The organism is Pseudidiomarina sediminum DSM 21906 (assembly GCF_000423165.1).
GTDB lineage: Bacteria > Pseudomonadota > Gammaproteobacteria > Enterobacterales > Alteromonadaceae > Pseudidiomarina > Pseudidiomarina sediminum.
Window position 1 is genome coordinate 851,985 of sequence record NZ_KE383983.1, and the last position, 21,114, is coordinate 873,098.

General features: G+C 51.3%; 20 protein-coding genes and 4 tRNA genes. 22 read left to right on the top strand and 2 right to left on the bottom strand.

Features of this window, described 5'->3' with window-relative positions; translation table 11 throughout:
- Nucleotides 1–50 precede the first annotated feature (50 nt).
- From accD to purF, 5 genes are all read left to right on the top strand, one after another.
- Complete coding sequence (accD, locus tag G535_RS0109250) at nt 51–914, top strand: acetyl-CoA carboxylase, carboxyltransferase subunit beta (RefSeq protein ID WP_026861806.1); 864 nt, start codon at nt 51–53, stop codon at nt 912–914.
- 7 nt (nt 915–921) lie between these two features.
- The gene (gene folC, locus G535_RS0109255) at nt 922–2,202 is read left to right on the top strand and encodes a bifunctional tetrahydrofolate synthase/dihydrofolate synthase (protein WP_026861807.1); all 1,281 of its coding nucleotides are present in this window, start codon (nt 922–924) and stop codon (nt 2,200–2,202) included.
- 2 nt (nt 2,203–2,204) lie between these two features.
- Nucleotides 2,205–2,780, top strand: a complete 576-nt coding sequence (locus tag G535_RS0109260) for an SPOR domain-containing protein (RefSeq protein ID WP_026861808.1) — start codon at nt 2,205–2,207, stop codon at nt 2,778–2,780.
- 78 nt (nt 2,781–2,858) lie between these two features.
- Entirely contained in the window at nt 2,859–3,344 is a 486-nt protein-coding gene (locus tag G535_RS0109265) for a CvpA family protein (RefSeq protein ID WP_026861809.1), read from the top strand.
- Nucleotides 3,345–3,364: 20 nt separating this feature from the next.
- On the top strand, nt 3,365–4,885 hold the full coding sequence (gene purF / locus G535_RS0109270) for an amidophosphoribosyltransferase (RefSeq protein WP_026861810.1): 1,521 nt from the start codon (nt 3,365–3,367) through the stop codon (nt 4,883–4,885).
- Nucleotides 4,886–4,943: 58 nt separating this feature from the next.
- Here purF and astB read toward each other — a convergent pair whose 3' ends face one another.
- Nucleotides 4,944–6,299: an N-succinylarginine dihydrolase gene (gene astB / locus G535_RS0109275; RefSeq protein WP_034727976.1), complete on the bottom strand. Its 1,356-nt coding sequence runs from the start codon at nt 6,297–6,299 to the stop codon at nt 4,944–4,946.
- A gap of 225 nt (nt 6,300–6,524) precedes the next feature.
- On the opposite strand from astB, the gene topA reads away from it, so the two are divergent.
- The 11 genes from topA to G535_RS0109330 all read left to right on the top strand — a co-directional run bounded on the left by topA (nt 6,525) and on the right by G535_RS0109330 (nt 17,382).
- On the top strand, nt 6,525–9,158 hold the full coding sequence (gene topA, locus G535_RS0109280; RefSeq protein WP_026861812.1) for a type I DNA topoisomerase: 2,634 nt from the start codon (nt 6,525–6,527) through the stop codon (nt 9,156–9,158).
- 109 nt (nt 9,159–9,267) lie between these two features.
- Complete coding sequence (locus G535_RS0109285) at nt 9,268–9,675, top strand: hypothetical protein (RefSeq protein ID WP_026861813.1); 408 nt, start codon at nt 9,268–9,270, stop codon at nt 9,673–9,675.
- Nucleotides 9,672–11,183 (top strand): hypothetical protein, encoded by a 1,512-nt coding sequence (locus G535_RS0109290; RefSeq protein ID WP_026861814.1) that lies wholly within the window; start codon nt 9,672–9,674, stop codon nt 11,181–11,183. The genes G535_RS0109285 and G535_RS0109290 overlap by 4 nt, the downstream gene beginning before the upstream one ends.
- The gene (locus G535_RS0109295) at nt 11,180–12,376 is read left to right on the top strand and encodes a hypothetical protein (protein WP_026861815.1); all 1,197 of its coding nucleotides are present in this window, start codon (nt 11,180–11,182) and stop codon (nt 12,374–12,376) included. Before G535_RS0109290 ends, G535_RS0109295 begins: the two co-directional genes overlap by 4 nt.
- On the top strand, nt 12,373–12,840 hold the full coding sequence (locus tag G535_RS0109300; protein WP_026861816.1) for a hypothetical protein: 468 nt from the start codon (nt 12,373–12,375) through the stop codon (nt 12,838–12,840). Before G535_RS0109295 ends, G535_RS0109300 begins: the two co-directional genes overlap by 4 nt.
- Nucleotide 12,841: 1 nt before the next feature.
- Nucleotides 12,842–14,245 (top strand): GspE/PulE family protein, encoded by a 1,404-nt coding sequence (locus tag G535_RS0109305; protein WP_026861817.1) that lies wholly within the window; start codon nt 12,842–12,844, stop codon nt 14,243–14,245.
- Nucleotides 14,236–15,258, top strand: a complete 1,023-nt coding sequence (locus G535_RS0109310) for a type II secretion system F family protein (RefSeq protein ID WP_026861818.1) — start codon at nt 14,236–14,238, stop codon at nt 15,256–15,258. The genes G535_RS0109305 and G535_RS0109310 overlap by 10 nt, the downstream gene beginning before the upstream one ends.
- A gap of 31 nt (nt 15,259–15,289) precedes the next feature.
- Nucleotides 15,290–15,730, top strand: a complete 441-nt coding sequence (locus G535_RS0109315; RefSeq protein WP_026861819.1) for a type II secretion system protein — start codon at nt 15,290–15,292, stop codon at nt 15,728–15,730.
- Between the two features lie 13 nt (nt 15,731–15,743).
- Nucleotides 15,744–15,992 carry a hypothetical protein gene (locus G535_RS0109320; RefSeq protein ID WP_026861820.1) on the top strand — a complete coding sequence of 83 codons (249 nt, stop codon included), beginning with the start codon at nt 15,744–15,746 and terminating at the stop codon, nt 15,990–15,992.
- Nucleotides 15,993–15,994: 2 nt separating this feature from the next.
- Nucleotides 15,995–16,720, top strand: coding sequence for a hypothetical protein (locus G535_RS0109325; RefSeq protein WP_126775142.1), 726 nt, complete (start codon nt 15,995–15,997; stop codon nt 16,718–16,720).
- The gene (locus G535_RS0109330; RefSeq protein WP_026861822.1) at nt 16,717–17,382 is read left to right on the top strand and encodes a TadE/TadG family type IV pilus assembly protein; all 666 of its coding nucleotides are present in this window, start codon (nt 16,717–16,719) and stop codon (nt 17,380–17,382) included. The genes G535_RS0109325 and G535_RS0109330 overlap by 4 nt, the downstream gene beginning before the upstream one ends.
- Here G535_RS0109330 and folD read toward each other — a convergent pair.
- On the bottom strand, nt 17,379–18,242 hold the full coding sequence (folD, locus tag G535_RS0109335; protein WP_026861823.1) for a bifunctional methylenetetrahydrofolate dehydrogenase/methenyltetrahydrofolate cyclohydrolase FolD: 864 nt from the start codon (nt 18,240–18,242) through the stop codon (nt 17,379–17,381). The genes G535_RS0109330 and folD overlap by 4 nt on opposite strands.
- 240 nt (nt 18,243–18,482) lie before the next feature.
- Here folD and G535_RS0109340 point away from each other — a divergent pair.
- The 6 genes from G535_RS0109340 to clpP all read left to right on the top strand — a co-directional run bounded on the left by G535_RS0109340 (nt 18,483) and on the right by clpP (nt 21,114).
- Nucleotides 18,483–18,559 (top strand) — tRNA-Pro (locus G535_RS0109340).
- Between the two features lie 16 nt (nt 18,560–18,575).
- A tRNA-Arg gene (locus G535_RS0109345) sits at nt 18,576–18,652 on the top strand.
- 32 nt (nt 18,653–18,684) lie between these two features.
- Nucleotides 18,685–18,760 (top strand) — tRNA-His (locus G535_RS0109350).
- A gap of 33 nt (nt 18,761–18,793) precedes the next feature.
- Nucleotides 18,794–18,870 (top strand) — tRNA-Pro (locus G535_RS0109355).
- A 219-nt stretch (nt 18,871–19,089) separates the two neighbouring features.
- Nucleotides 19,090–20,391 (top strand): trigger factor, encoded by a 1,302-nt coding sequence (gene tig / locus G535_RS0109360; protein ID WP_026861824.1) that lies wholly within the window; start codon nt 19,090–19,092, stop codon nt 20,389–20,391.
- 105 nt (nt 20,392–20,496) lie between these two features.
- Nucleotides 20,497–21,114 carry an ATP-dependent Clp endopeptidase proteolytic subunit ClpP gene (gene clpP / locus G535_RS0109365; protein ID WP_026861825.1) on the top strand — a complete coding sequence of 206 codons (618 nt, stop codon included), beginning with the start codon at nt 20,497–20,499 and terminating at the stop codon, nt 21,112–21,114.

Here is a 21,114-nt window from a genome sequence, read left to right on the forward strand (position 1 = left end):
GGAATAACGGCAATCTGCCGAAGTAAACACATTGAGATGATGACAACGATATGAGCTGGATTGAGCGAATTCTTGCAAAACCGAAAAGCAACAAACGCCGCAATATTCCTGAAGGGGTATGGGCGAAATGCAGCGGTTGTGATGCAATCATTTATAACGCAGACCTAGAGCGCAACCTGCATGTGTGTCCTAAGTGTGATCATCACATGCGTATGTCAGCACGTGAGCGTTTGGATGGCTTTTTAGATAGCGGTACGGGTCGCGAGATCGGTGCTGAGCTTGAGCCGAAAGATATTTTGAAGTTCCGTGATTCGAAAAAATACAAAGATCGTATTGCGGCTGCACAAAAAGCGACGGGCGAAAAAGATGCGCTGGTCGCCCAACAAGGCAAGCTCAAGGGCATGCCTGTGGTTGCTGTTGCGTTTGAATTTAATTTTATGGGTGGCTCAATGGCCTCGGTTGTTGGTGCGCGCTTTGTCAAAGCAGCAGAGATTTGTCTACGTGAGAAACTACCTTTGGTATGTTTTTCAGCCTCAGGTGGCGCACGTATGCAAGAAGCCTTGATGTCTTTGATGCAAATGGCGAAAACCTCTGCGGCGTTAGCGCGTATGAGCGAAGAAGGCTTGCCGTTTATTTCAGTACTGACCGACCCGACGATGGGTGGTGTCTCCGCCAGTCTGGCCATGCTCGGTGATGTAAATATCGCTGAGCCTAAGGCATTGATTGGTTTTGCGGGGCCTCGGGTCATCGAGCAAACGGTCCGCGAAACCTTACCTGAAGGCTTCCAGCGAGCCGAGTTCTTGCTTGAACATGGCGCCATCGACATGATCGTTGATCGTCGCCAAATGCGAAATCGCATTGCTGCCTTGTTGGCGAAATTCCAGCACCATAGCCCGCTGGTTGACGAGTATTGATGTTGCAATGAGCAAGCAAGTGATCGCTAAACCATCTTCAACAGCCGGGCTCGATGCCTGGCTGTCGTATTTAGAGGCTCTGCATCCGACGGAAATCGATATGGGGTTAGTGCGTGTGCAGGCCGTTGCTGAACGTCTTGGGATTGAACCTGGCCGGGCCAAAGTGATGACCGTGGCAGGGACCAATGGTAAAGGTTCGACCGTACGTTACCTCGAAACGATTCTGCGTGCTTCAGGCTATACCACTGGCGTCTACATTTCACCGCACTTGCAGCACTATGAAGAGCGCGTGCGGATTAACGCCAAGCAGCTTGACGCATCACAGCACGTCGCAGCCTTCCAAGCCGTTGAAGCGGCACGTGGAGAAACCTCGCTAACCTACTTTGAGTTCGGTACGCTGGCGGCGTTTTGGCTGCTACAGCAAAGTGATGTCGATGTCTGGGTGTTAGAGATTGGCTTAGGTGGACGCCTCGATGCCGTGAACTGTATTGCCGCAGATGTCGCCATGATCACCTCAGTTGGTATCGATCATATTGGCTTTTTAGGTGCCGATAGAAGCGGTATTGCGCGTGAAAAAGCTGGTGTGTTTCGGTCGCAACGCGCCGCCGTGATTGGTGAACCTAACTTCCCAGCACTGGTCCTTGCTGAGCTCCAGCAACAAGATATCTTCCCTCAACGCGTTGGTGTCGATTTTAGCTATCGCTTGAGTGATGACCAACAGGGTTGGCATTTCTTTAGCCCACGCAGTGAATTGCATCAGTTACCATTGCCACAGTTACCACTGCCTAATGCGGCAACAGCACTGATGGCGCTGGAATTGTTGGATCTTCCCGTGCCGGTGCAGGCGATTCGTGAAGGTTTAGTCACCGCGCGTGAGCCGGGCCGTTTGCAATACCATGCCGGGCCGCCAGAGGTGTTGATTGACGTTGCACATAATCCGCAAGCCGCGACCTTTGTTGCAGGGCATATTCAACACCGCTTTGCTGGCCGACCGGTATATGCGGTGGTGGGCATGCTCAAAGATAAAGACATCGCCGGCACCTTACAGGCGTTGGCACCTGTGGTCAGTCAGTGGTTCTTAGCTGATCTTCAGGGGCATCGTGCGGCGTCTGCAGCGGAGTTAGCGGAAGCGCTCGCAAGTGCTGAGGATGTGACGCCGCAGTGCTTCGCTTCGGTGGCCGATGCTTTTGTGGCGGCCAAAGCGCAAGCGACAGATGATTCGCAACAACCACTGGTATTGGTCTGCGGCTCGTTTTACACTGTTGGCAAACTACCTCAGTCGGAGTAAGCATGGCATCGCAATTACAGAATCGAATCGTTGGCAGTATTATCCTTATCGCTTTGGCCGTTATTATTTTGCCGGAGTTGTTTGATGGCCAACAAGTACGCGAGCAAGAGCAGTTTGCCGCGATGCCGATTCAACCTGATGCTGATGTTGTTGAAAAAACCGTGGTGCTGCCAACGGAAGACTTAGGCGGCACCCCCATTGACCTTGCGCCACCGAAGCCGTTACCTGACACGGTTGAGTTGACCAGTGACGACGCGCCACAAGTCTCGCAAGCCGCGGAAACTTCGAGCGAGACGCCGGCCAATAAACCTGCTGAACCGGTGACCAGTGATCTAAGCCAACCTGGGTATGTGGTACAGCTCGGCGCGTTTAGTAATGCTGAGTCGGTGAATGCGCTAATTCGTGAGCTTAAAGCCAAAAACTTCGCAGCCTATAGCGAAAAAGTACAAGTCAACGGTAAGACCTTGATTCGTTTACTGGTTGGCCCCGCGCTGACTGAAGCTGAACTTGAGCAGCAACTTCCTGAACTGAAGAAGTTGACGGGGCTCGAAGGCCGGGTGGTTCGCTTTGAACCGTAAAGCACAATAAAAAGTGACGTTTTTGCTGCAAAATTCTGTTAAACTTCGCGCGTCTTAAACAGCCTTAGGAATCTCCTTATGGTCTGGATTGATTATGCCATTTTAATCGTCATTTCATTATCGACCCTTGTGAGTCTGGTGCGCGGTTTTGTGCAAGAAGCCATGTCACTAGCGGTTTGGGTTGCTGCGTTTTTTGTCGCGAGTTGGTACTACGCCGACCTCGCTAGCTTTTTTACCGGTTTCGAAGACCAAATGGTCCGCAATGCCGTTGCCGCATTAGCACTTTTTGTCGCCACTTTAATCGTTGGTGCAGTCGTGAATTATGTGTTGGGGCAATTGGTAGATAAGACCGGGCTGACCGGCACCGACCGTGTGCTGGGTGGCGTCTTTGGCGCCTTGCGTGGCGTGTTGATCGTCAGCGCTCTATTATTTTTCTTAGATAGCTTTACCGGATTGGCAAGCACTGAGTGGTGGCAGCAGTCGATGCTGATCCCGCACTTTGGTGTGTTCATTCAATGGTTTTTTGAGTACTTCGAGCAAACGTCAAGTTTTCTCCCCAACTAAGCAAATGAGGTTGTCTTAGCATGTGTGGCATTGTGGGTATTGTGGGTAAAGAGCCGGTCAATCAAGCGTTGTATGATAGTTTGACGATGCTGCAGCATCGAGGCCAAGACGCCGCGGGTATTATGACCGTAGAGCACCAAACACTGCGTTTACGTAAGGCCAATGGTCTGGTGCGCGACGTTTTCCATACGCGCCATATGCACCGTTTAGGTGGACAAATGGGCATTGGTCATGTGCGTTATCCGACCGCGGGAAGTTCCAGTTCGGCGGAAGCACAACCTTTTTATGTGAACTCGCCGTTTGGTATTGCGATGGCACACAATGGCAACCTGACCAACGCGCATGAGCTCCAGGAACAATTGTTTGCCAAAGCCCGTCGCCATATCAATACCACCTCTGATTCTGAAATCCTTTTAAATATCTTCGCTCACGAACTTTATCAGCAACAAAGTCTCGAACTTGGTGCCGATGATGTGTTTGCAGCGGTGAGTCGTGTTCACCGTCAAATTCGCGGTGCTTATGCGGTGGTAGCTATGGTTATCGGCCATGGTATCGTTGCGTTCCGCGACCCTTGGGGCATTCGTCCATTGGTGTTAGGGAAGCGTGAGACAGCTTCGGGCAACGAATACATCGTTGCTTCAGAGAGTGTTGCAATTGACGGCACAGGCTTTACCTATGAGCGCGATATCGAGCCAGGTGAAGCAGTCTATATTACCGAAGACGGTCAATTGTTTTCGCGTCAATGTGCGGATAACCCGCAGCATTGCCCGTGTATCTTTGAATATGTTTACTTTGCTCGTCCGGACTCTTACATCGACCGCATCTCTGTTTATGCGTCACGCGTCAACATGGGCCGTAAGCTGGGTGAAAAAATCAAACGCGATTACGCCCATCTTGATATTGATGTGGTCATTCCAATTCCTGAAACCAGCTGTGACATCGCGTTAGAGATGGCCAATGTCTTGGATTTGCCGTACCGCCAAGGCTTTGTGAAAAACCGCTATATCGGTCGTACCTTTATCATGCCAGGACAAACGCAACGACGTAAATCGGTGCGTCGCAAACTCAACGCTATTGGCGCGGAGTTTAAGGGGAAGAATGTTTTGTTGGTGGATGACTCTATCGTCCGCGGTACTACCTCAGAACAGATCATTGAGATGGCTCGCGAAGCCGGTGCGAAGAAAGTTTACTTTGCCTCGGCAGCGCCAGAAGTGCGTTTCCCGAACGTCTACGGCATTGACATGCCGAGCGCCAACGAGTTGATTGGTCATGGTCGTGAAGCCGAAGAAATCAATGCATTGATTAAAGCCGATGGTTTGATTTACCAAGAGCTGGATGACTTGATTGCGGCGGTGCAAGAAGAGAACCCTTCAATCACGCAGTTTGAAACCTCGGTCTTTAATGGTGAATACATCACGGGTGACATTAACCAAGGTTATTTGGATCGTTTAGATGCTGCGCGTAATGATGTGGCTCGACACGGTGATACGTCATCAGAAGACGCCAACTTAGAATTACATAACGAGAATGACGACGACTAAGGCGTCATAACAGCATGAAAAAGGCCCGCAGCGGAATGACGTTGCGGGCCTTTTTTTATTAGCGTTGGAACGGATAAACCGAGCCAAGTTTAAGGATTTGAGTTAACGCATCAAGGGCAGTGCGGGACTCGTTGAGTAACTGTGGGTCACGTAAATCTTCCACTGTGAGTTCGTCGCGGTAGTGTTTATCGACCCAGTCATTCAGTCGTTGATACAGGCTATCATTCATCAATACCGCAGGGTTCACTGCTGCCAACTCGCTGTCGTTCAATGCCACGCGTAAACGTAAGCATGCAGGACCACCGCCATTACGCATACTTTGTTTGACGTCGAAGAAACGCACTTGCTTGATCGGCGTGTCACGTTGCACTAGGTCATCTAAATAGGCGGCAACACTGGCATTTTCTTGGCACTCGGTCGGCGCAATAATGGTCATTTCACCGTTTGGTAAGGTCAGCAGTTGCGTGTTAAACAAATAGGTCTGAACTGCGTCCTCAATACTGACTTCAGAGGTTTTTACACAAATGAAGTGGAGCGGTTGTTCGCCGAATTTGCGCTGCATTTCGGCGAGTTTCGCTTCAGTATCTAAGAAAGCTTGCTCGTGATAGAACAACACATTTTGGTTGCCCACAGCAATTACGTCATTGTGAAATACGCCTTGATCGATGACATCAGGATTTTGCTGGATGAAGACGGTATTTTCCTCACTTAAGCCATGCAAGCGAGCGATGGCTTGTGAGGCTTCGAAGGTCTGTCGCGCCGGAAATTTGCGAGGCGCGGGTTTGCTTGCGTCGAAAGCGTAGCGGCCGAAGGTGAACACTTCTACGCCAGCATGGCCATAGTTGCTACATAGACGCGTGTGATTTGCCGCACCCTCGTCACCGAAGTGTTCGTTGTCTGGCAAGTGCAGGTGATGCTCAAAATAGCGTGGGTTGGCAAACATCGCCTGTAAAATACGGCCGCTGGTTAAAGGTTCCAGCGAACGATGGAATTTGTTGGTTAAATTGGCCGGCGTGAAATGCACTTTACCATTGGCAGTGTCGGCGCCTGGCGATACTGTTGCGGCGTTCGCCGTCCACATACTTGAAGCAGAACACACAGCCTGATAAATTTGCGGCGCTTCGGTGGCCGCTTTGTAAAGTACATCGCCATCGCTGCCAGAGAAACCAAGGCGGCGCAGCGTTGCAATGTCAGGTCGCTCTTGTGGCGCAAGAACACCTTGCACCATGCCAAGATCATGCAGTGCCTTCATTTTGGCAAGACCTTGCTTGGCAGCAGAACGAGGACTGGAAACCGCTTTAGCATTTGAAAGCGACGCTACGTTACCAAAGGATAACCCGGCGTAGTTGTGGGTTGGGCCGACGAGGCCATCAAAATTCACTTCAAAGTGCTGAGTGCTCACGAAATCCTCCATTGCAGTTGCAAGCAAGTGATAAGTGGCTATTATACCCACAACATATTGCTTAGTGTAAGCCCTGAACCGCCGCAACGCCGCGTCGAATAAGGTGATCCGAGTTGCGTTTGCATAGCTATAAGTAATACACGAATTTTTATGAATTTTGCTTTGCACGGTTGTTTACTGTGAGCAGAAGCGATATATCTAAAAAAAGATCCCATCATACTAGGATACAAAGGACGCATGGCTAAATCGCTAGTAATTGTCGAGTCGCCAGCCAAGGCTAAGACCATAAATAAATATTTAGGCAACGATTTTGTTGTGAAATCGAGTGTCGGACACGTGCGTGACTTACCGACACGAGCCACCGCAGAAGTTGCGAAGAAGTCGCCTGCGGAAGTGCGCAAGATGACCCCAGAACAAAAAGAAGCGTATCGTCGCTCTCGCGAGTTTAAGAAACTTGTGGCGCGCATGGGGGTTGATCCTGAGCACAACTGGGAAGCGCACTATGAAGTGTTGCCCGGTAAAGAAAAAGTGGTCAATGAGCTGAAGAAGCTGGCGAGTAAAGCCGATGCTGTCTATCTCGCGACGGATTTGGACCGCGAAGGGGAAGCCATTGCGTGGCACTTACGCGAGCTTATCGGGGGGGACGACGCACGTTTTCGCCGCGTGGTATTTAACGAAATCACCGAAAATGCCATTCAAGATGCGTTTTCCCATCCTGCGGACTTGAATCTACACCGCGTGAACGCACAGCAAACCCGCCGTTTCTTGGATCGGGTGGTGGGCTTTATGGTGTCGCCAGTGCTGTGGAAAAAAATTGCCCGCGGCCTTTCTGCTGGTCGTGTGCAATCGGTCGCGGTACGTTTGGTAGTCGAACGCGAACGTGAAATTAAAGCCTTTGTGCCAGAAGAGTATTGGGATATTTACGCAGACCTTTCCACGGCAGAGCGCATTCAATTGCGTATGCAATTAGCAAAATACCGTGGCAAAACCTTTAAGGCGGGTGATAAAGCTGCTGCAGATGCAGCGGTGAGTTACTTGCAGTCGGCTCAGTATCAAGTGCTTGAGCGCGAAGATAAGCCAACCAGCAGTCGTCCGTCAGCACCTTTTATTACCTCAACCTTGCAGCAAGCAGCCAGTACGCGTCTTGGCTTCGGCGTGAAGAAGACCATGATGCTCGCGCAGCGACTTTACGAAGCCGGTCATATCACCTACATGCGTACCGACTCGACCAACTTAAGTAAAGAAGCCGTGGCCAATTGCCGTGATTACATCACCAAGCAATATGGCAAAGAGTATTTGCCTGAAAAGCCGAATGTGTATGGTGCTAAGCAAAATGCCCAAGAAGCGCACGAAGCGATCCGTCCTTCGAGCGTGACGGTGAAATCAGAACAGTTGCGCGACATGGAGCGTGACGCGCAGCGCTTATATGAATTAATTTGGCGACAGTTTGTGGCCTGTCAAATGACGCCAGCGCGCTATGATTCAACCACCCTGACCGTTGGTGCTGGAGACTATGAGTTGAAAGCGCGAGGGCGGGTGATGCGCTTCGCCGGTTGGACCAAAGTGCAACCACCAGCAAGCTCGAAAAACAACGATGATGCGACCTTGCCTGATGTGAAAAAAGGCGAGCAACTGTCGTTGCAACAACTCGATCCACAACAGCATTTCACCAAGCCGCCAGCGCGGTTCAGCGAAGCATCGCTGGTGAAAGAGTTGGAAAAGCGTGGTATCGGCCGACCGTCTACCTATGCGGCGATTATTTCGACCATTCAAGATCGTGGTTATGTGCGGGTTGAAAACCGTCGTTTCTACGCCGAGAAAATGGGTGAAATTGTCAATGATCGTTTGGTGGAGAACTTCTCGCGCTTGTTGAACTACAACTTCACCGCTGAGATGGAGCAGGCGCTGGATGATATTGCCGAAGGTAAGCTGAATTGGAAAGAAACGCTTGATGCCTTCTACGAGGAATTCTCGAAGAAAATCGAACAAGCAGAATTGCCACCAGAAGAAGGCGGCATGCGCAACAATGAGATGGTGTTAACCGACATTGATTGCCCAAGCTGTGGCCGCAAAATGGGGATTCGTACCGCCTCTACGGGCGTGTTCCTCGGCTGTTCAGGTTACAACTTACCGCCCAAAGAACGCTGTACCCAAACCATTAACTTGTTGCCGGGCGAAGAAGCCGTCAAAGTGAGCGATGACGAAGAAGCTGAAACCGAAGCGTTGCGGGCGAAAAAACGTTGTCCGGAATGTGGGACGGCGATGGATAGCTACCTGATTGACAAAGAACGCAAATTGCATGTCTGCGGTAACAATCCAGCGTGCCCAGGGCAATTGGTCGAGTACGGCGAATTCCGCATTAAAGGTTATGATGGCCCAGTGCTGGAGTGTGATCGTTGTGGCAGCGACATGCAGTTGAAGACTGGCCGTTTTGGTAAGTACTTTGGTTGTACCAACAGTGAGTGTAAAAACACCCGCAAACTTTTGAAAAATGGTCAGCCTGCACCACCGAAAGAAGATCCTGTGCCGTTTCCGGAACTGCCTTGTGAGAACTCCGATGCGCATTTTGTCTTGCGTGATGGCGCCTCAGGCGTGTTTTTATCGGCCAATACGTTCCCGAAATCGCGCGAGACCCGTGCGGTGAAAGTTGCTGAATTAAAGCGCTTTAAAGATCGTATCCCAAGTAAATTCCATTATCTTGCGGAAGCTCCAGCGACGGATGATGATGGCAATCAGGCCATTGTGCGCTATAGCCGTAAGCAGAAAGAGCAATATGTCATTACCGAGTCGGAAGGTAAGCCAACGGGGTGGCAGGCCTATTATCGTGATGGTGCTTGGGAAGTAAAGGAAACCAAAAAACGTAAGAAATAACGCGGAGAACAATCCGAATCTCCGCTCTTGTTGAGCCTCCAGTCGCGGTCTAAAGTGAGTATTCCAGTTGCAAGGAATGCCACTGGATCGCAGACAAGGAGGTCTCAACATGTATCCTATCAGCTATGCTTCGCGCGTCGTTGCGCTGCTTCTAAGTGTGGTGTGCGGCAATACCAGTGCGGCAACACGGCAGCTATGCCAGCCCTTTGATTTTCAGTTCCAAGCTACCTCAACACCCCCGTTACATAGCCTTGCACAAGCGCCTACGCCGGTGGTGTTTGCGTTGCATGAAGGCCGCTTACAGCCGCAAGTTGAGCGACTTCTGCGTGAACGCTTTGCGGTAACCACTATTGAGTGGCGCGCTTCGCCGCACTTTCGTTGGTCGAGTGATTACCTGCTCAGTGCAGAGAGTTGGACGCAAGCACTGACACACCTGTTGCAACCTTATGGCCTCAAGGCCGTTTTGTACGCCAACCACTCTGCGGTAATTGTGCCTGAGCAGGAGGCTGTACTATGAGGTGTTTGGAAGTGCCCCTAGTGGCTTGCGCTTGTGTCTTGCTAAGCAGTTGTGCGCAGCTGCAGGGGCCTGATGTAGCGACGCAGCAACAGCGTGTGTTAACCGAACTCACCAACTTGCAAGAGCAGTACGGACACAGTTCACGGACCGTCGTTAAACATTCCGAGGCATTATATGTGGCGCCGCTTGACCCACGTTTGGCGGCGCAGCCGGACTGGTATAGTCATGATGTTCACGTACAAGCGACACAGCTTCCGGTGCAGCATGTGCTCGACGAGCTGTTTGGCGAGACCGCGGTGCATGTGCAGTTTGCGCAACCAGCGTTGGCTGAGCAGCTGATTAGCATCGACTTTGAGGGGCAACTGGGCGTATTACTCGAGCGGCTCAGTAGTCAATTCGGCTGGTACCTGCAGATTACACCGCAATGGGTCAGCTTTAGTCAGTGGCAAACGAAAGAGTTTGATGTCGCTTTTATTGCTGGTTCTAGTGAATACTTTATGGGTAATCGCGCGACCACAACACCCTCCATGCGTGAGACTGGGCAGAGCGGTGACGGTCTATCGCCAACCCTTGGCGAAAGTGACCAGTTTAGTAATTTTCGCCACGACCAGCTTAGCGTTTGGCACGATTTAGAGCGTTCGCTAAAACTACTCCTCTCTGATGCTGGCGCCTTGAGTTTGAATCAAAGTTCGACCTCAGTGATCGTGAAAGACACGCCTTATCATGTACGGCAAGTTGATGCTTACCTACAGCAGCAAAATGAACGACTCACGCGGCAGGTCGCAATTGACGTACAGATATTAGAGGTCAGTTTCGCTGATGATGAGCAGCTTGGTATTGATTGGCAAGCCCTCGCCCAGTCGGCTGGCGGTAATGCCATTTTAGGTTTGGGCTCAGGCGGCGTCGGGCGCTTGGCCGAGCAATGGGCAGGGCAACTGCTGTGGCAACGCCAGCAGGGGCGATGGAGCGGCTCCGAGTTATTTATTGAAGCATTGCAGCAACAAGGCTTGGTCCGCATCAATAACCAGCCGCGCGTTATGAGCTTAAACAATCAAGTGGCGAAAGTTGCTTTGCAAGATAACGCAACCTATCTGGCAGCCTCAGGCAGCACTGTGACGGCAAATGTTGGCACTACTTCACAACTTCAACCTGGCGTGATCACCACCGGTTTCGAACTCTATGTTTTGCCTAGTATTCGCGATGGCGAGGTCATCTTACAGCTTTCCACAGAACTGTCCGACTTGTTGCGGATTGATGAAGTGCGTTCGGGAACACAGCTGATACAAACGCCGCATACCAATCGTAAGCAATTTTTTATGCAAGCGGTCGTGGGCGATGGGCAAACATTGTTGCTCTCAGGTCTACGCAATGAGCGTGAACAACTTACCGAGCAAACCAGTTGGCTGAGTTTGCTACTTGGCGGTCAACAACAGCGCCGCCAACATCGTAGCGAGACGCTAGTGTTATTAACGCCAACGATTATTCAGCGCACTGGAGAACAAGGATGAACGGCCTCGTTATAGGTGCATGGCGTCAGCATTGTGCGCGTGTTGCTGAGGTCGATGCGGCGCTACGGCAAGCGCGTACTTTGGGAATGAAAAACTATGCAGTGATGCGCCACGGCAAAATGTACTGGTTGGCCTGCAGTGCACAAGCGAACCATCGCGGTGCGCGAGACGTTGCCAACGTGGTACGGCAGTTTTATGCCAAGGTCGCTTGCGGTGTGTACTTCGCTGAATGGCACGAGCAAACCTTGTGCGTGGCTTGGCGTGGTGAGCATCTTGTGCATTGTGGATTATGGCCGATAACGTCACCTCAGGCTTGCCAGCGCGCGTCATTGTTCGCGCAGTTGGAAGCCGTACTATCACAAGGCTGTGTCGTGCTCCTTGCCAGAGATATGGCGAAAGCATGGCAGGAGTACTGCCAACAGCAACACCCTCGCTGGCAAGTGCGCGTCGAGCAACCCGGTTTGGCTGAATTGCCAACACCGAAAAAGGCCTATTTGCAAGCACTCAGCCAGCGCCCAGGATGGCAGCAACGGCAGCGCTTAATGCTGGCGCTATTACTTATCTTGAGTAGTGCAAGCTTGGTCACCTGGTGGTTTTGGCCTGCCCCAGTGGTGTCCGAACCCGTTGGTGGGCAGCAGCGTGCCAGTTATACCCCCGCTGGCAGTCGCACCGGGCTTTTGACAGAGCTCCCCACATTGCTGCGAGGTTTTGAGCACTTAGCGGGCTGGCGTTGGCAATCTGCGGAACTTCGAGGCCAACAACTGGTGGTGGTATTCACGGCATCCTATGGGCGGCTGGAGGAGTTAATCGCACAAGTGCCGTCGTACTGGCAGGTGCAAGGGCAGGGAAAAACTGTCCAACTGCTGTATCGCGATGAGGTTTCGCAAGCTTTTCAAGCTGCGCCAGAGCAGGAGGTTTTTAATTGGTCAGAGCGGTATCAGGCGTTGTTTCCTCAACTCGTTCTACGCAGTGTTGTTGGGCAACAGGATACTCATTTCCAGTGGCAAGACTACCAATTGCAGCTGCCGTCGACGTCTTTGCCTGAGTTACAACGCTTGGCGGCGACGTTAGATGCCCCCCATCTGCGTTTGCTGACGCTGAAATTGAAACCCGCACAGCGTTCCTTAGCCGCTGAGCTTGTGGTGCGCGTATACCGTCACTTACCACCATCGTTACAAGGAGCGTCGCGATGATCTTATTTTTAACTCCAACAGTTTGGGCCACTCTGCTGGTATCGGTCGAGATCGTTGCTGAAAGCACAGCTCCGCTGTCGCCGCAATTACAAGAGCAACTGCAACGTGTGAGCGCTTTGCGTCAAATTGAGCTCGCTGAGCTGGCGGCCGCGGCGCAGGTGCGTAAATTGCAGCACGAATTGCAGGTGGCGCAGTTACAGCAGCAAATTCGGGACCTCGCTGCCCCGGTCCGTCAGACGAGCGCAAAAGAAGAGGGGGACGACCCCTTACAGTCTGCCCGCTTAGTTGGTGTGGCTCAGATTCAACAGCAGCGCCATGTGTGGTTTGCGGTGGCTGAGCAATTGGTCAGCTTAAAAGTAGGAGAGGCGCATTGGTTAGGACTTAAAGTCGAACATATCGGGAATCGCCTGCGGCTCCAACACGGTCGGTATTCGCGTGACTTTATGTTGCCAAAGGAGTGGTGAGATGGAGTGCATACGATTGACGGATTGGCAAAGCGTGGTGCCTGCAGAAAGCTATCTGGCGGCATGTTTAAGTTTTACCGAACGCGCACAAGAAGAAGATGTCGCGTTGGTGATCAGTGATGACGGGTTTATTATTGCCAGTGAGATGGCGTGGCAACGCTATGCGCTAGAGCTCTCTAATTTTCGGGAAGAGTTACGCGCGAAGCAACAGTTTCGCCATTTTGCCGTTGCCTCGGCACGCGAGATACGCAGCGCTTTGCATGACGCGGAAGCCGCGCGGCAACAACGGCAACAGGCTCAGCAAAACGCCGTGTTCGATCGCACGCGCGCTCAGCAATCGTTGGAAGACCTCGTTAGCCAAGCGCTGACGCTAGGTGCCTCAGATATTCACTTGAGCTTTAACAGTCAGCATGCCGCTCTGTCATTTCGCGTGCATGGTCGCATGGTAAGTTACGCTGAACGCCCTCGAGAAACCTTGGTTGCGGCTATCGCCGCGGCGCTGAACACGCGCTCCGATGACTTTCATCAGTTATTTGACGAACAACGGCTGTCCAGCGCCAGTATAAATGTCGTGGTGAAACATCAAGGCCAGGGACAGCGCATTCGTTTGCGGGTACAGAAGTCGCCGATCCGTAATGGTTTTGCGGTCACCATGCGTATTCAGCATGAACAGCAAGCTATTTTACGTTTTGACGAGCTAGGTTTTGCTCCCGCCCTCATTGCACAATTGCGTCTGTTGCTGGAACAACCAAGCGGTTTGTTTATTGTCGCGGGGCCCACCGGGCAAGGCAAAACAACGAGTTTGGCTGCACTGAACCTGATGATCCCACCAGACTTTAAAGTGATCTCTTTGGAAGATCCGATCGAAATTATTCAGCCACACATTGAGCAAAAGCCTGTTCTTGCCGGCCATCCTGAGCTGAATTTTGCCAACATGGTGAAAGTCGCCTTACGTGAAGATCCTGATGTCATCTCGATCAGTGAGATTCGTGATGCGGAAACGGCCCATGCCGCGTATACCGCGGCACTAACCGGACACTTTGTGACCGCGACCTTACATGCGCATGACTGTTTTGGGGTAATTCAACGCCTGAACGATTTAGGCCTCAGTGATCGCATGTTGGCACAGCCAGGTGTGCTTCGGGGCATTTTGGCGCAGCGATTGCTCAAGCAAGCTTGTACGACATGCTTAGGCGAGCAGCGAACCCCTGTGTGCCCTGTGTGCCATGGAACTGGGGTTGGGCGGCGTAAGTTTGTCGCTGAATTTTTAGCTGTCGATGCCGAGTTTCAAACCGCCTTGCGGCATGAACAGCTGCCAGAGTATTGGCAGCAACGCATCGCCAATGGCTGGTTGCCACTAATGCAGCAACTGCAGGGGACAAAAGAGGTGGCGTCATGCGATTAAACCGAGCACAGCAACTGGCCATTTTAGAAGACATAGCGCTGGCGTTAGCGGATGGCTTAAGCATTGCGCAAGCCTGTGAGGAACTGCAACAACATGCACAAGCGCAAGGGTTGGTATCGGAACAAGATGCGATTCGCGCGTTGCAACAGGCAGTTTTCCAAGGGCAACCTATCGCTATCGCGATGCAAGCGTGGTTTGCCGACGATCTTTGTATGTTAGTAAGTGTTGGTGAGCGCAGTGGTGTCTTGGCTCAATTGCTGGCTGCACAGCAACGCTTTGAGCAGCAGCGGCAGCAGGCCTTAAGAGAATTTTGGCGACCGCTGATTTACCCACTGTTGATGCTCATGTTGTGTGTGCTGGCCTGTTTCGCCATTGGTCAACGGGTGATGCCAAAGTTGGCTGGCAGTCTTGAACCCTTACATTGGCCGTTGTTAAGCCAATGGTTGATGTTTCTTTCCCAACCGCTTTGGTTACTGTCGTTGAGTGTATTGGCGGGGCTCGGACTTATTTGGGTTTGGGGGCCTTACCCGTTGATTCAATTACATTGGCAGCCATGGCGCTGGTGCGCGCACCATGGTGCCTTTGTGGTGCGCCGTTATTTTGATGGGGTGTTGCTGTTGCAAACCTTGACTGTATTGCTTGCTGCGGGGGTATCGATGGATAAAGCCTTGCAGTTGATGGAGCGCTTCGCGGCCGGCGCGCTTAAAGCCGTAGTGCCGCAGCTACGTACAAAGTTAGCGCAAGGTCAGCGACAATTAGCAGTGATCTTGGATTGTGGATTGTTGTCGCCGCGGATGTTGTTTCGACTTAGTAATGGCAGCCGAAATGCGACGGAACACGGCACCTTACAGCGGGTTGCTGGGTACGCAGCAAATGATGCGGTACAAGCGTTGCGGCGATTAAAAGTAGGGGTGCAAGTTGGCTGTTATGGATTGATTTTAATCTTGTTGTTGGTATCTGTCGGTGGCATGGGAGCCATGCTGATGGCGGTGACACAACAGCATGTTCGTTAGTAAAAAAAGCCTGTTACAAGGAGAGTAACTTATGAAAAATCAAAATGGTTTTACCTTTATCGAAGTGTTGACGGTGTTGGCGATTATTGCTTTAGCAACCATAGGTACCCTAGCGGTGCGTGATTGGGCAGTGGGCAATTCTCGTGTGAGCGAAGCCAAGAATCAGATTGTTACCATTCAAGCCGGGGCGCAATTGTGGCGACCGCGCAACGGCAGTTTTACTGGGATCAGTATGAGCTCCATGTCGTCCATTGCGGCGGTGCCTGAAATTTGGGGCGATGGTTCGGGCATTAACCCTTGGGGCGGCGCCATCGCGATTGAAGCCGATTTAAGTGATAGCAGTCGTTATGTCGTCACTTTATCGGGGATTGCCCAAGACGGAGAGGGTGCGCGTCTTGCTCGAGATTTTATCGACTATACCATCGATAGCTCGTATAGCAGCGGTACCGTCACTCTACGCTTTCAAGGTTAAGCAGGAGACAACCATGGAGCGGCAAAGTCAAAGGACTGTGTTGCACGCATTGGCGGGCTATCTACTCCTCGAGTGGATGATTGCAGTGAGTTGCTTGGCAGCTTTTGCTTTGCTTGCTCTGTTGGGGTGGCACCATCAAACCACCTGGCAAGCGCAGATGAATCGTCAGCTCGAACACACTCAGCAGCAACTGAGCGCGCATCGCTTTGCCTTGCAAGGTGGCGAACAGAGCTGGCTATTCGCGTTGCAATGGGGCAGCTAATCATGCGACAACCCAAAGGTTATATCCTATTTGAACTGGTGCTTGGCTTGAGTTTATTAAGTTTAATTCTGCTCAGCACCCAACAATGGTTTTTGTATCAACGCACGCAACAGCAGCGTCAGCTAGATGTGACGCAAGCAAAGGTGTTTTTGACGGCGGTGGAACGCTTTTGGCTACAGGAACAACGTCCACCGGCAGTGGTAAGTGAGCTAATCAGCAAGGGCTACCTTGAGGAGCTTTGGTACCCATGGCAAGGCGCACAGTGGCAACTGAGCGAACATGACCAGCTCTTACGTTTAAGCTTGCCCGCAGAGGAGGTTGAGGTTGCACAATGGCTGACAGGTCGTATCGCGGGAGCGATGGTGAATGAAGATGGCTTTTTGCAACTTCATGTGTGGAAGCCCATTGCGCTGGTGCTACAGCATCGCTATCTGCAACGTTTTACCGACCCGCAAGCACCCGAGGTCAACACCATGCAAAGCGATCTGCTGATGGACGGCAATGCGATTCGTAATGTTGGTACTATTGATGCTGAGCAGGTATCGGCACCGGTCGCGATAATTCAACAAGGAACGTTTCAGTCGCTAAATGCGAACCAGCTGATGGTGACGCAGTTGATTGCTGAACATGCTCAGGTTGATGGGTACTCGGTGGCGGAAATGGCGCAACGATTAGCGCAACTCCAGCAACAATGGCAACAGTTTCAAGCGCAAGGTGGGTGCCAATGAAGTGGCAACGCGGTCAAGCCTTAGTTGAGTCTGCTGTGGTGATGCCAGTGCTGATCCTCATGGTGTTGTTGGCCGTGCAGCTCATTTGGCTGGTCTTTGCGCAGTCGACGTTTCGCGGTGCGGTCAGTTATGCGCTCCGCGCTGGCGCCTTACACCACGGCGATGAACGCATTATGGCGAGAACCCTCGTCGTCGGCATGGCAAGCCTACAACCGGTGACCTTGGCCAGCCTCACGCCGGAACGCGAGGAGTTATGGCAAGCGCAACTGCAGAGCTCGTTGCAGCAATGGTTACATTTTCAATGGGCAGGCAAATTAACTACCTTGGCACCCACTGAACAAGTGCTTGCTGCGCAGGCTGAAACGCGCTACGACCTTGAACTGGCACAGTGGGTGCACGAGCTCGCAGTGGACCATCCGGCCTTGCGATTCAATGCAACGACGCAGCAACAACGTCCGCAACTAGCTATCGAGGTCTGGTGGTGCTTGCCCTTGGAGGTGCCATTGGCGGCACAAGTACTGGTGGCGTTACGGAGTTGGTTGCAGTCACCTGCGCAGCGCTTTTGTAAGTTACGGGAAGAAGTCGTGGGGCGTCCGTTGTGGGCATTAGAGCAGCGGTTAGAAGGACCGCTGCTCAGTGGTTATCGGCATGGCCTGAATTAGTTTGCCGGTGCGTGCCAAGTATCACAGGCCTGCAAAGTGTTTTGCATCAGCGTAGCGACGGTCATTGGTCCCACACCGCCGGGTACTGGGGTTATATAGCTGGCACGTTCGACCGCAGCGTCAAAGGCGACATCACCCACGAGTTTGCCGTCAGCGCCGCGGTTAATACCAACATCGATGACCACTGCACCAGGCTTGATCCACTCGCCAGGAACAAAGTTAGGTTTACCTACTGCAACAACCACAACGTCGGCACGCTCAACATGCGCTTGCAAGTCTTTGGTAAAACGATGACACACGGTGGTGGTCGCGCCGCCGAGTAAAAGTTCTAACCCCATTGGACGGCCGACAATATTTGAGGCGCCAACCACGACCGCGTTTAAACCGTGCAGGTCAAGTTGGATGGACTCAAACAAGGTCATGATGCCGCGAGGGGTACACGGACGCAGGGCAGGGTTACGTTGGGCTAAACGCCCCATGTTAAAGGGGTGGAAACCGTCGACGTCTTTAAAAGGGTTAATGCGTTCAAGTAAAGCTTGGGCATCTAATCCTGCCGGCAAAGGCAACTGTACTAAGATACCATCGACGCTAGGGTCGGAATTAAGCTCATCAATAAGCGCTTCTAGTGTGGCTTGGCTGGTGTCTGCTGGTAAGTCATACGAACGTGATGTGAAGCCAACTTCTTCACAGGCACGACGTTTACTGCCAACATAAACTTCAGAAGCAGGATCGCTACCGACTAAGATTACAGCTAACCCTGGCGCACGTAGTCCTTGTTTGACGCGTTCAGCAACGCGTTGTTTTACGTTTTCACGTACTTGTTGGGCGACTTTTTTACCGTCAATAAGTTGCGCAGTCATGAGGAATCCTTAAAAGCTGACGAAGATGAGGCTTATGTAGGGTTATTTTCGCATGTTTCAAAGCTTGAGTGTAGATAAGAATTGCGTAAAATAAGGGCGGCAAAGTGCAATTAAACATCGAATTGTCGCAAAAAGCAGCAGTCAGTTCATTTGCTCAAAAAAATGTTTGACGCTGCCTAGGGTTGTGGGTATCATTCGCCCCCGTTGTCAGGCCGCGTCCTGCACGGGTTTACAAAATGTCGGCGAGTAGCGCAGCTTGGTAGCGCACTTGGTTTGGGTCCAAGGGGTCGCTGGTTCGAATCCAGTCTCGCCGACCATTTTAAGAAGTACCATGCGCCCGTAGCTCAGTTGGATAGAGCAACGGCCTTCTAAGCCGTCGGTCGCAGGTTCGAATCCTGCCGGGTGCGCCATTTAGCCCTGGCATGACACAAAAAGAGTAGTGGTGGCTGTAGCTCAGTTGGTAGAGCCCCGGATTGTGATTCCGGTTGTCGTGGGTTCAAGTCCCATCAGCCACCCCATTTCTCTGCAATTCCCTAAGTTTTACCGGCAAACGGCGAGTAGCGCAGCTTGGTAGCGCACTTGGTTTGGGTCCAAGGGGTCGCTGGTTCGAATCCAGTCTCGCCGACCATCTTTTTATCTCCCTAAAAAATTCTAAAAATAACTTATCGTTCAGCTTATTTGCTAAGCTTTTCCGCGTTGTTCTGCAATTTCTTTCGAAATGTTTGACAAAAAGATAACCTTGACTACTCGACTCACGGCCATCGCTTAGCTATAATGCGTCGTCATTTTTCAAGGGCCCCGCTGAAGATGGGCTCAAGGCCAATAGTGAAGCCGAGGTAAGAAAGCAATGCAGGTTTCTTTAGAGACTACCCAAGGATTAGAACGCCGCGCCACCATTACTGTGCCAGCGGCAACCGTCGACGCTAAAGTCAAAGAGCTGTTGAAGACTGAGTACCGTAATCGCCGTATTAACGGTTTCCGTAAAGGAAAGGTGCCACCGAATGTATTGCAAAAGCTGTTCGGCAAAGAAGCTCGTGCACGCGCTGCACAAGAATTGATGCAGAGCCAGTATTTTGAAGCGATCATGCAGGAGAAAGTAAACCCTGCGGGTCCTCCGTCGATCGAACCAAAAACCAACGAAGCTGGTAAAGATTTAGAGTTCGTAGCGACATTCGAAGTTTATCCTGACGTTGAAGTGAAAGGCTTAGACGCAATCGAAGTTGAACAGCCTGAAGTTGAAGTCACTGATAAAGACGTTGATGCAATGTTAGATACATTGCGTAAGCAACACGCATCGTGGAAAGAAGTGAAGCGTAAGTCGAAAAAAGGCGAGCGTATCACCATCGACTTCACTGGTCGTGTTGACGGCGAAGAATTTGAAGGCGGAAAAGCGCAAGATTTCGCACTTGAGTTAGGCCAAGGTCGTATGATCCCTGGTTTTGAAGACGAAATCATTGGTATGAAAAAAGGTGAAGAGAAAACCATTAAGGTGACGTTCCCGGAAGACTACCACGCTGAAAACCTGAAAGGTAAAGACGCAGAATTCGATATCGTTGCGAAGAAAGTTGAAGAACAAGTTCTTCCTGAAGTAGACGATGAATTCGTTGCCTTGTTCGGTGTGAATGAAGGTGGCGTTGACGCATTGAAAGCTGAAGTGCGTAAGAACATGGAACGTGAGTTGAAAAACACCGTTCAAAGTAAAGTAAAAGAACAGATCCTTAAAGGTCTTGTGGCCAACAACGATGTTGAAGTGCCAAAGGCTATGGTGAAGCAGGAAATCGACGTGTTGCGTCGTCAAGCGATGCAGCGTTTCGGTGGTAACCAAGCGCAAATGCCTGAATTACCAGCGAACTTGTTCGAAGAGCAAGCGAAAGAACGCGTTAAGATTGGCTTGTTGCTTGGCGAAGTGATTCGCGGCAACGAAATGAAAGTTGACGATGCAAAAGTTGACGAAATCATTGCCAACAACGCTTCTGCTTATGAAGACCCAGAAGAAGTTGTTGCTTACTACAAAGGCAACCAAGAGTTGATGCAGCAAGTGCGTAACGTTGCACTTGAAGAGCAAGCTGTTGAGTTCGTTCTTGGTAAAGCAAAAGTTTCGGCGAAGAAAACCAGCTTTGACGAGCTGATGAACCCGAAACAGAAGTAAGTTAGCGTATTCCGCGCGCCCAAGCGTTGACGGAATGTATCGCAACTTGGTTTAATGGCTCGTATAGTCCTATACGAGCCATTTTTATTTGCAGGAGTCGTTTCTATGTCGGAACTCGCGCATAACCCGATCGCGCAGTTGGTGCCTATGGTGGTGGAGCAAACCGCTAAAGGTGAACGGTCGTACGATATTTATTCTCGTTTGCTGAAAGAGCGCGTGATTTTTTGCTGTGGTCAAGTTGAAGACCACATGGCGAATTTGATTGTCGCGCAAATGCTGTTTTTAGAGTCAGAAAATCCTGAAAAAGACATCTTTCTTTACATTAACTCACCTGGTGGAGCGGTAACTGCTGGTATGGCAATTTACGATACCATGCGTTTTATTAAGCCAGATGTCAGTACCGTTTGTATGGGCCAAGCGGCCAGTATGGGCGCTTTCTTACTCGCCGGTGGTGCGCAAGGGAAGCGTTATTGCTTACCAAATTCACGGGTGATGATTCATCAACCGCTGGGCGGTTTCCAAGGTCAGGCCTCTGACTTTGAGATCCATGCGCGGCAAATTTTGGATATTAAAGAGCGTCTCAACCGTATGTTGGCCGAAAACACCGGTCGCGACTATGAGCAAGTTGCTAAAGATACGGATCGTGACTATTTTATGTCGGCCGAAGAAGCGGTGGACTATGGTGTTGTAGACCACGTATTTAAGCAACGCACTGGAGATTAG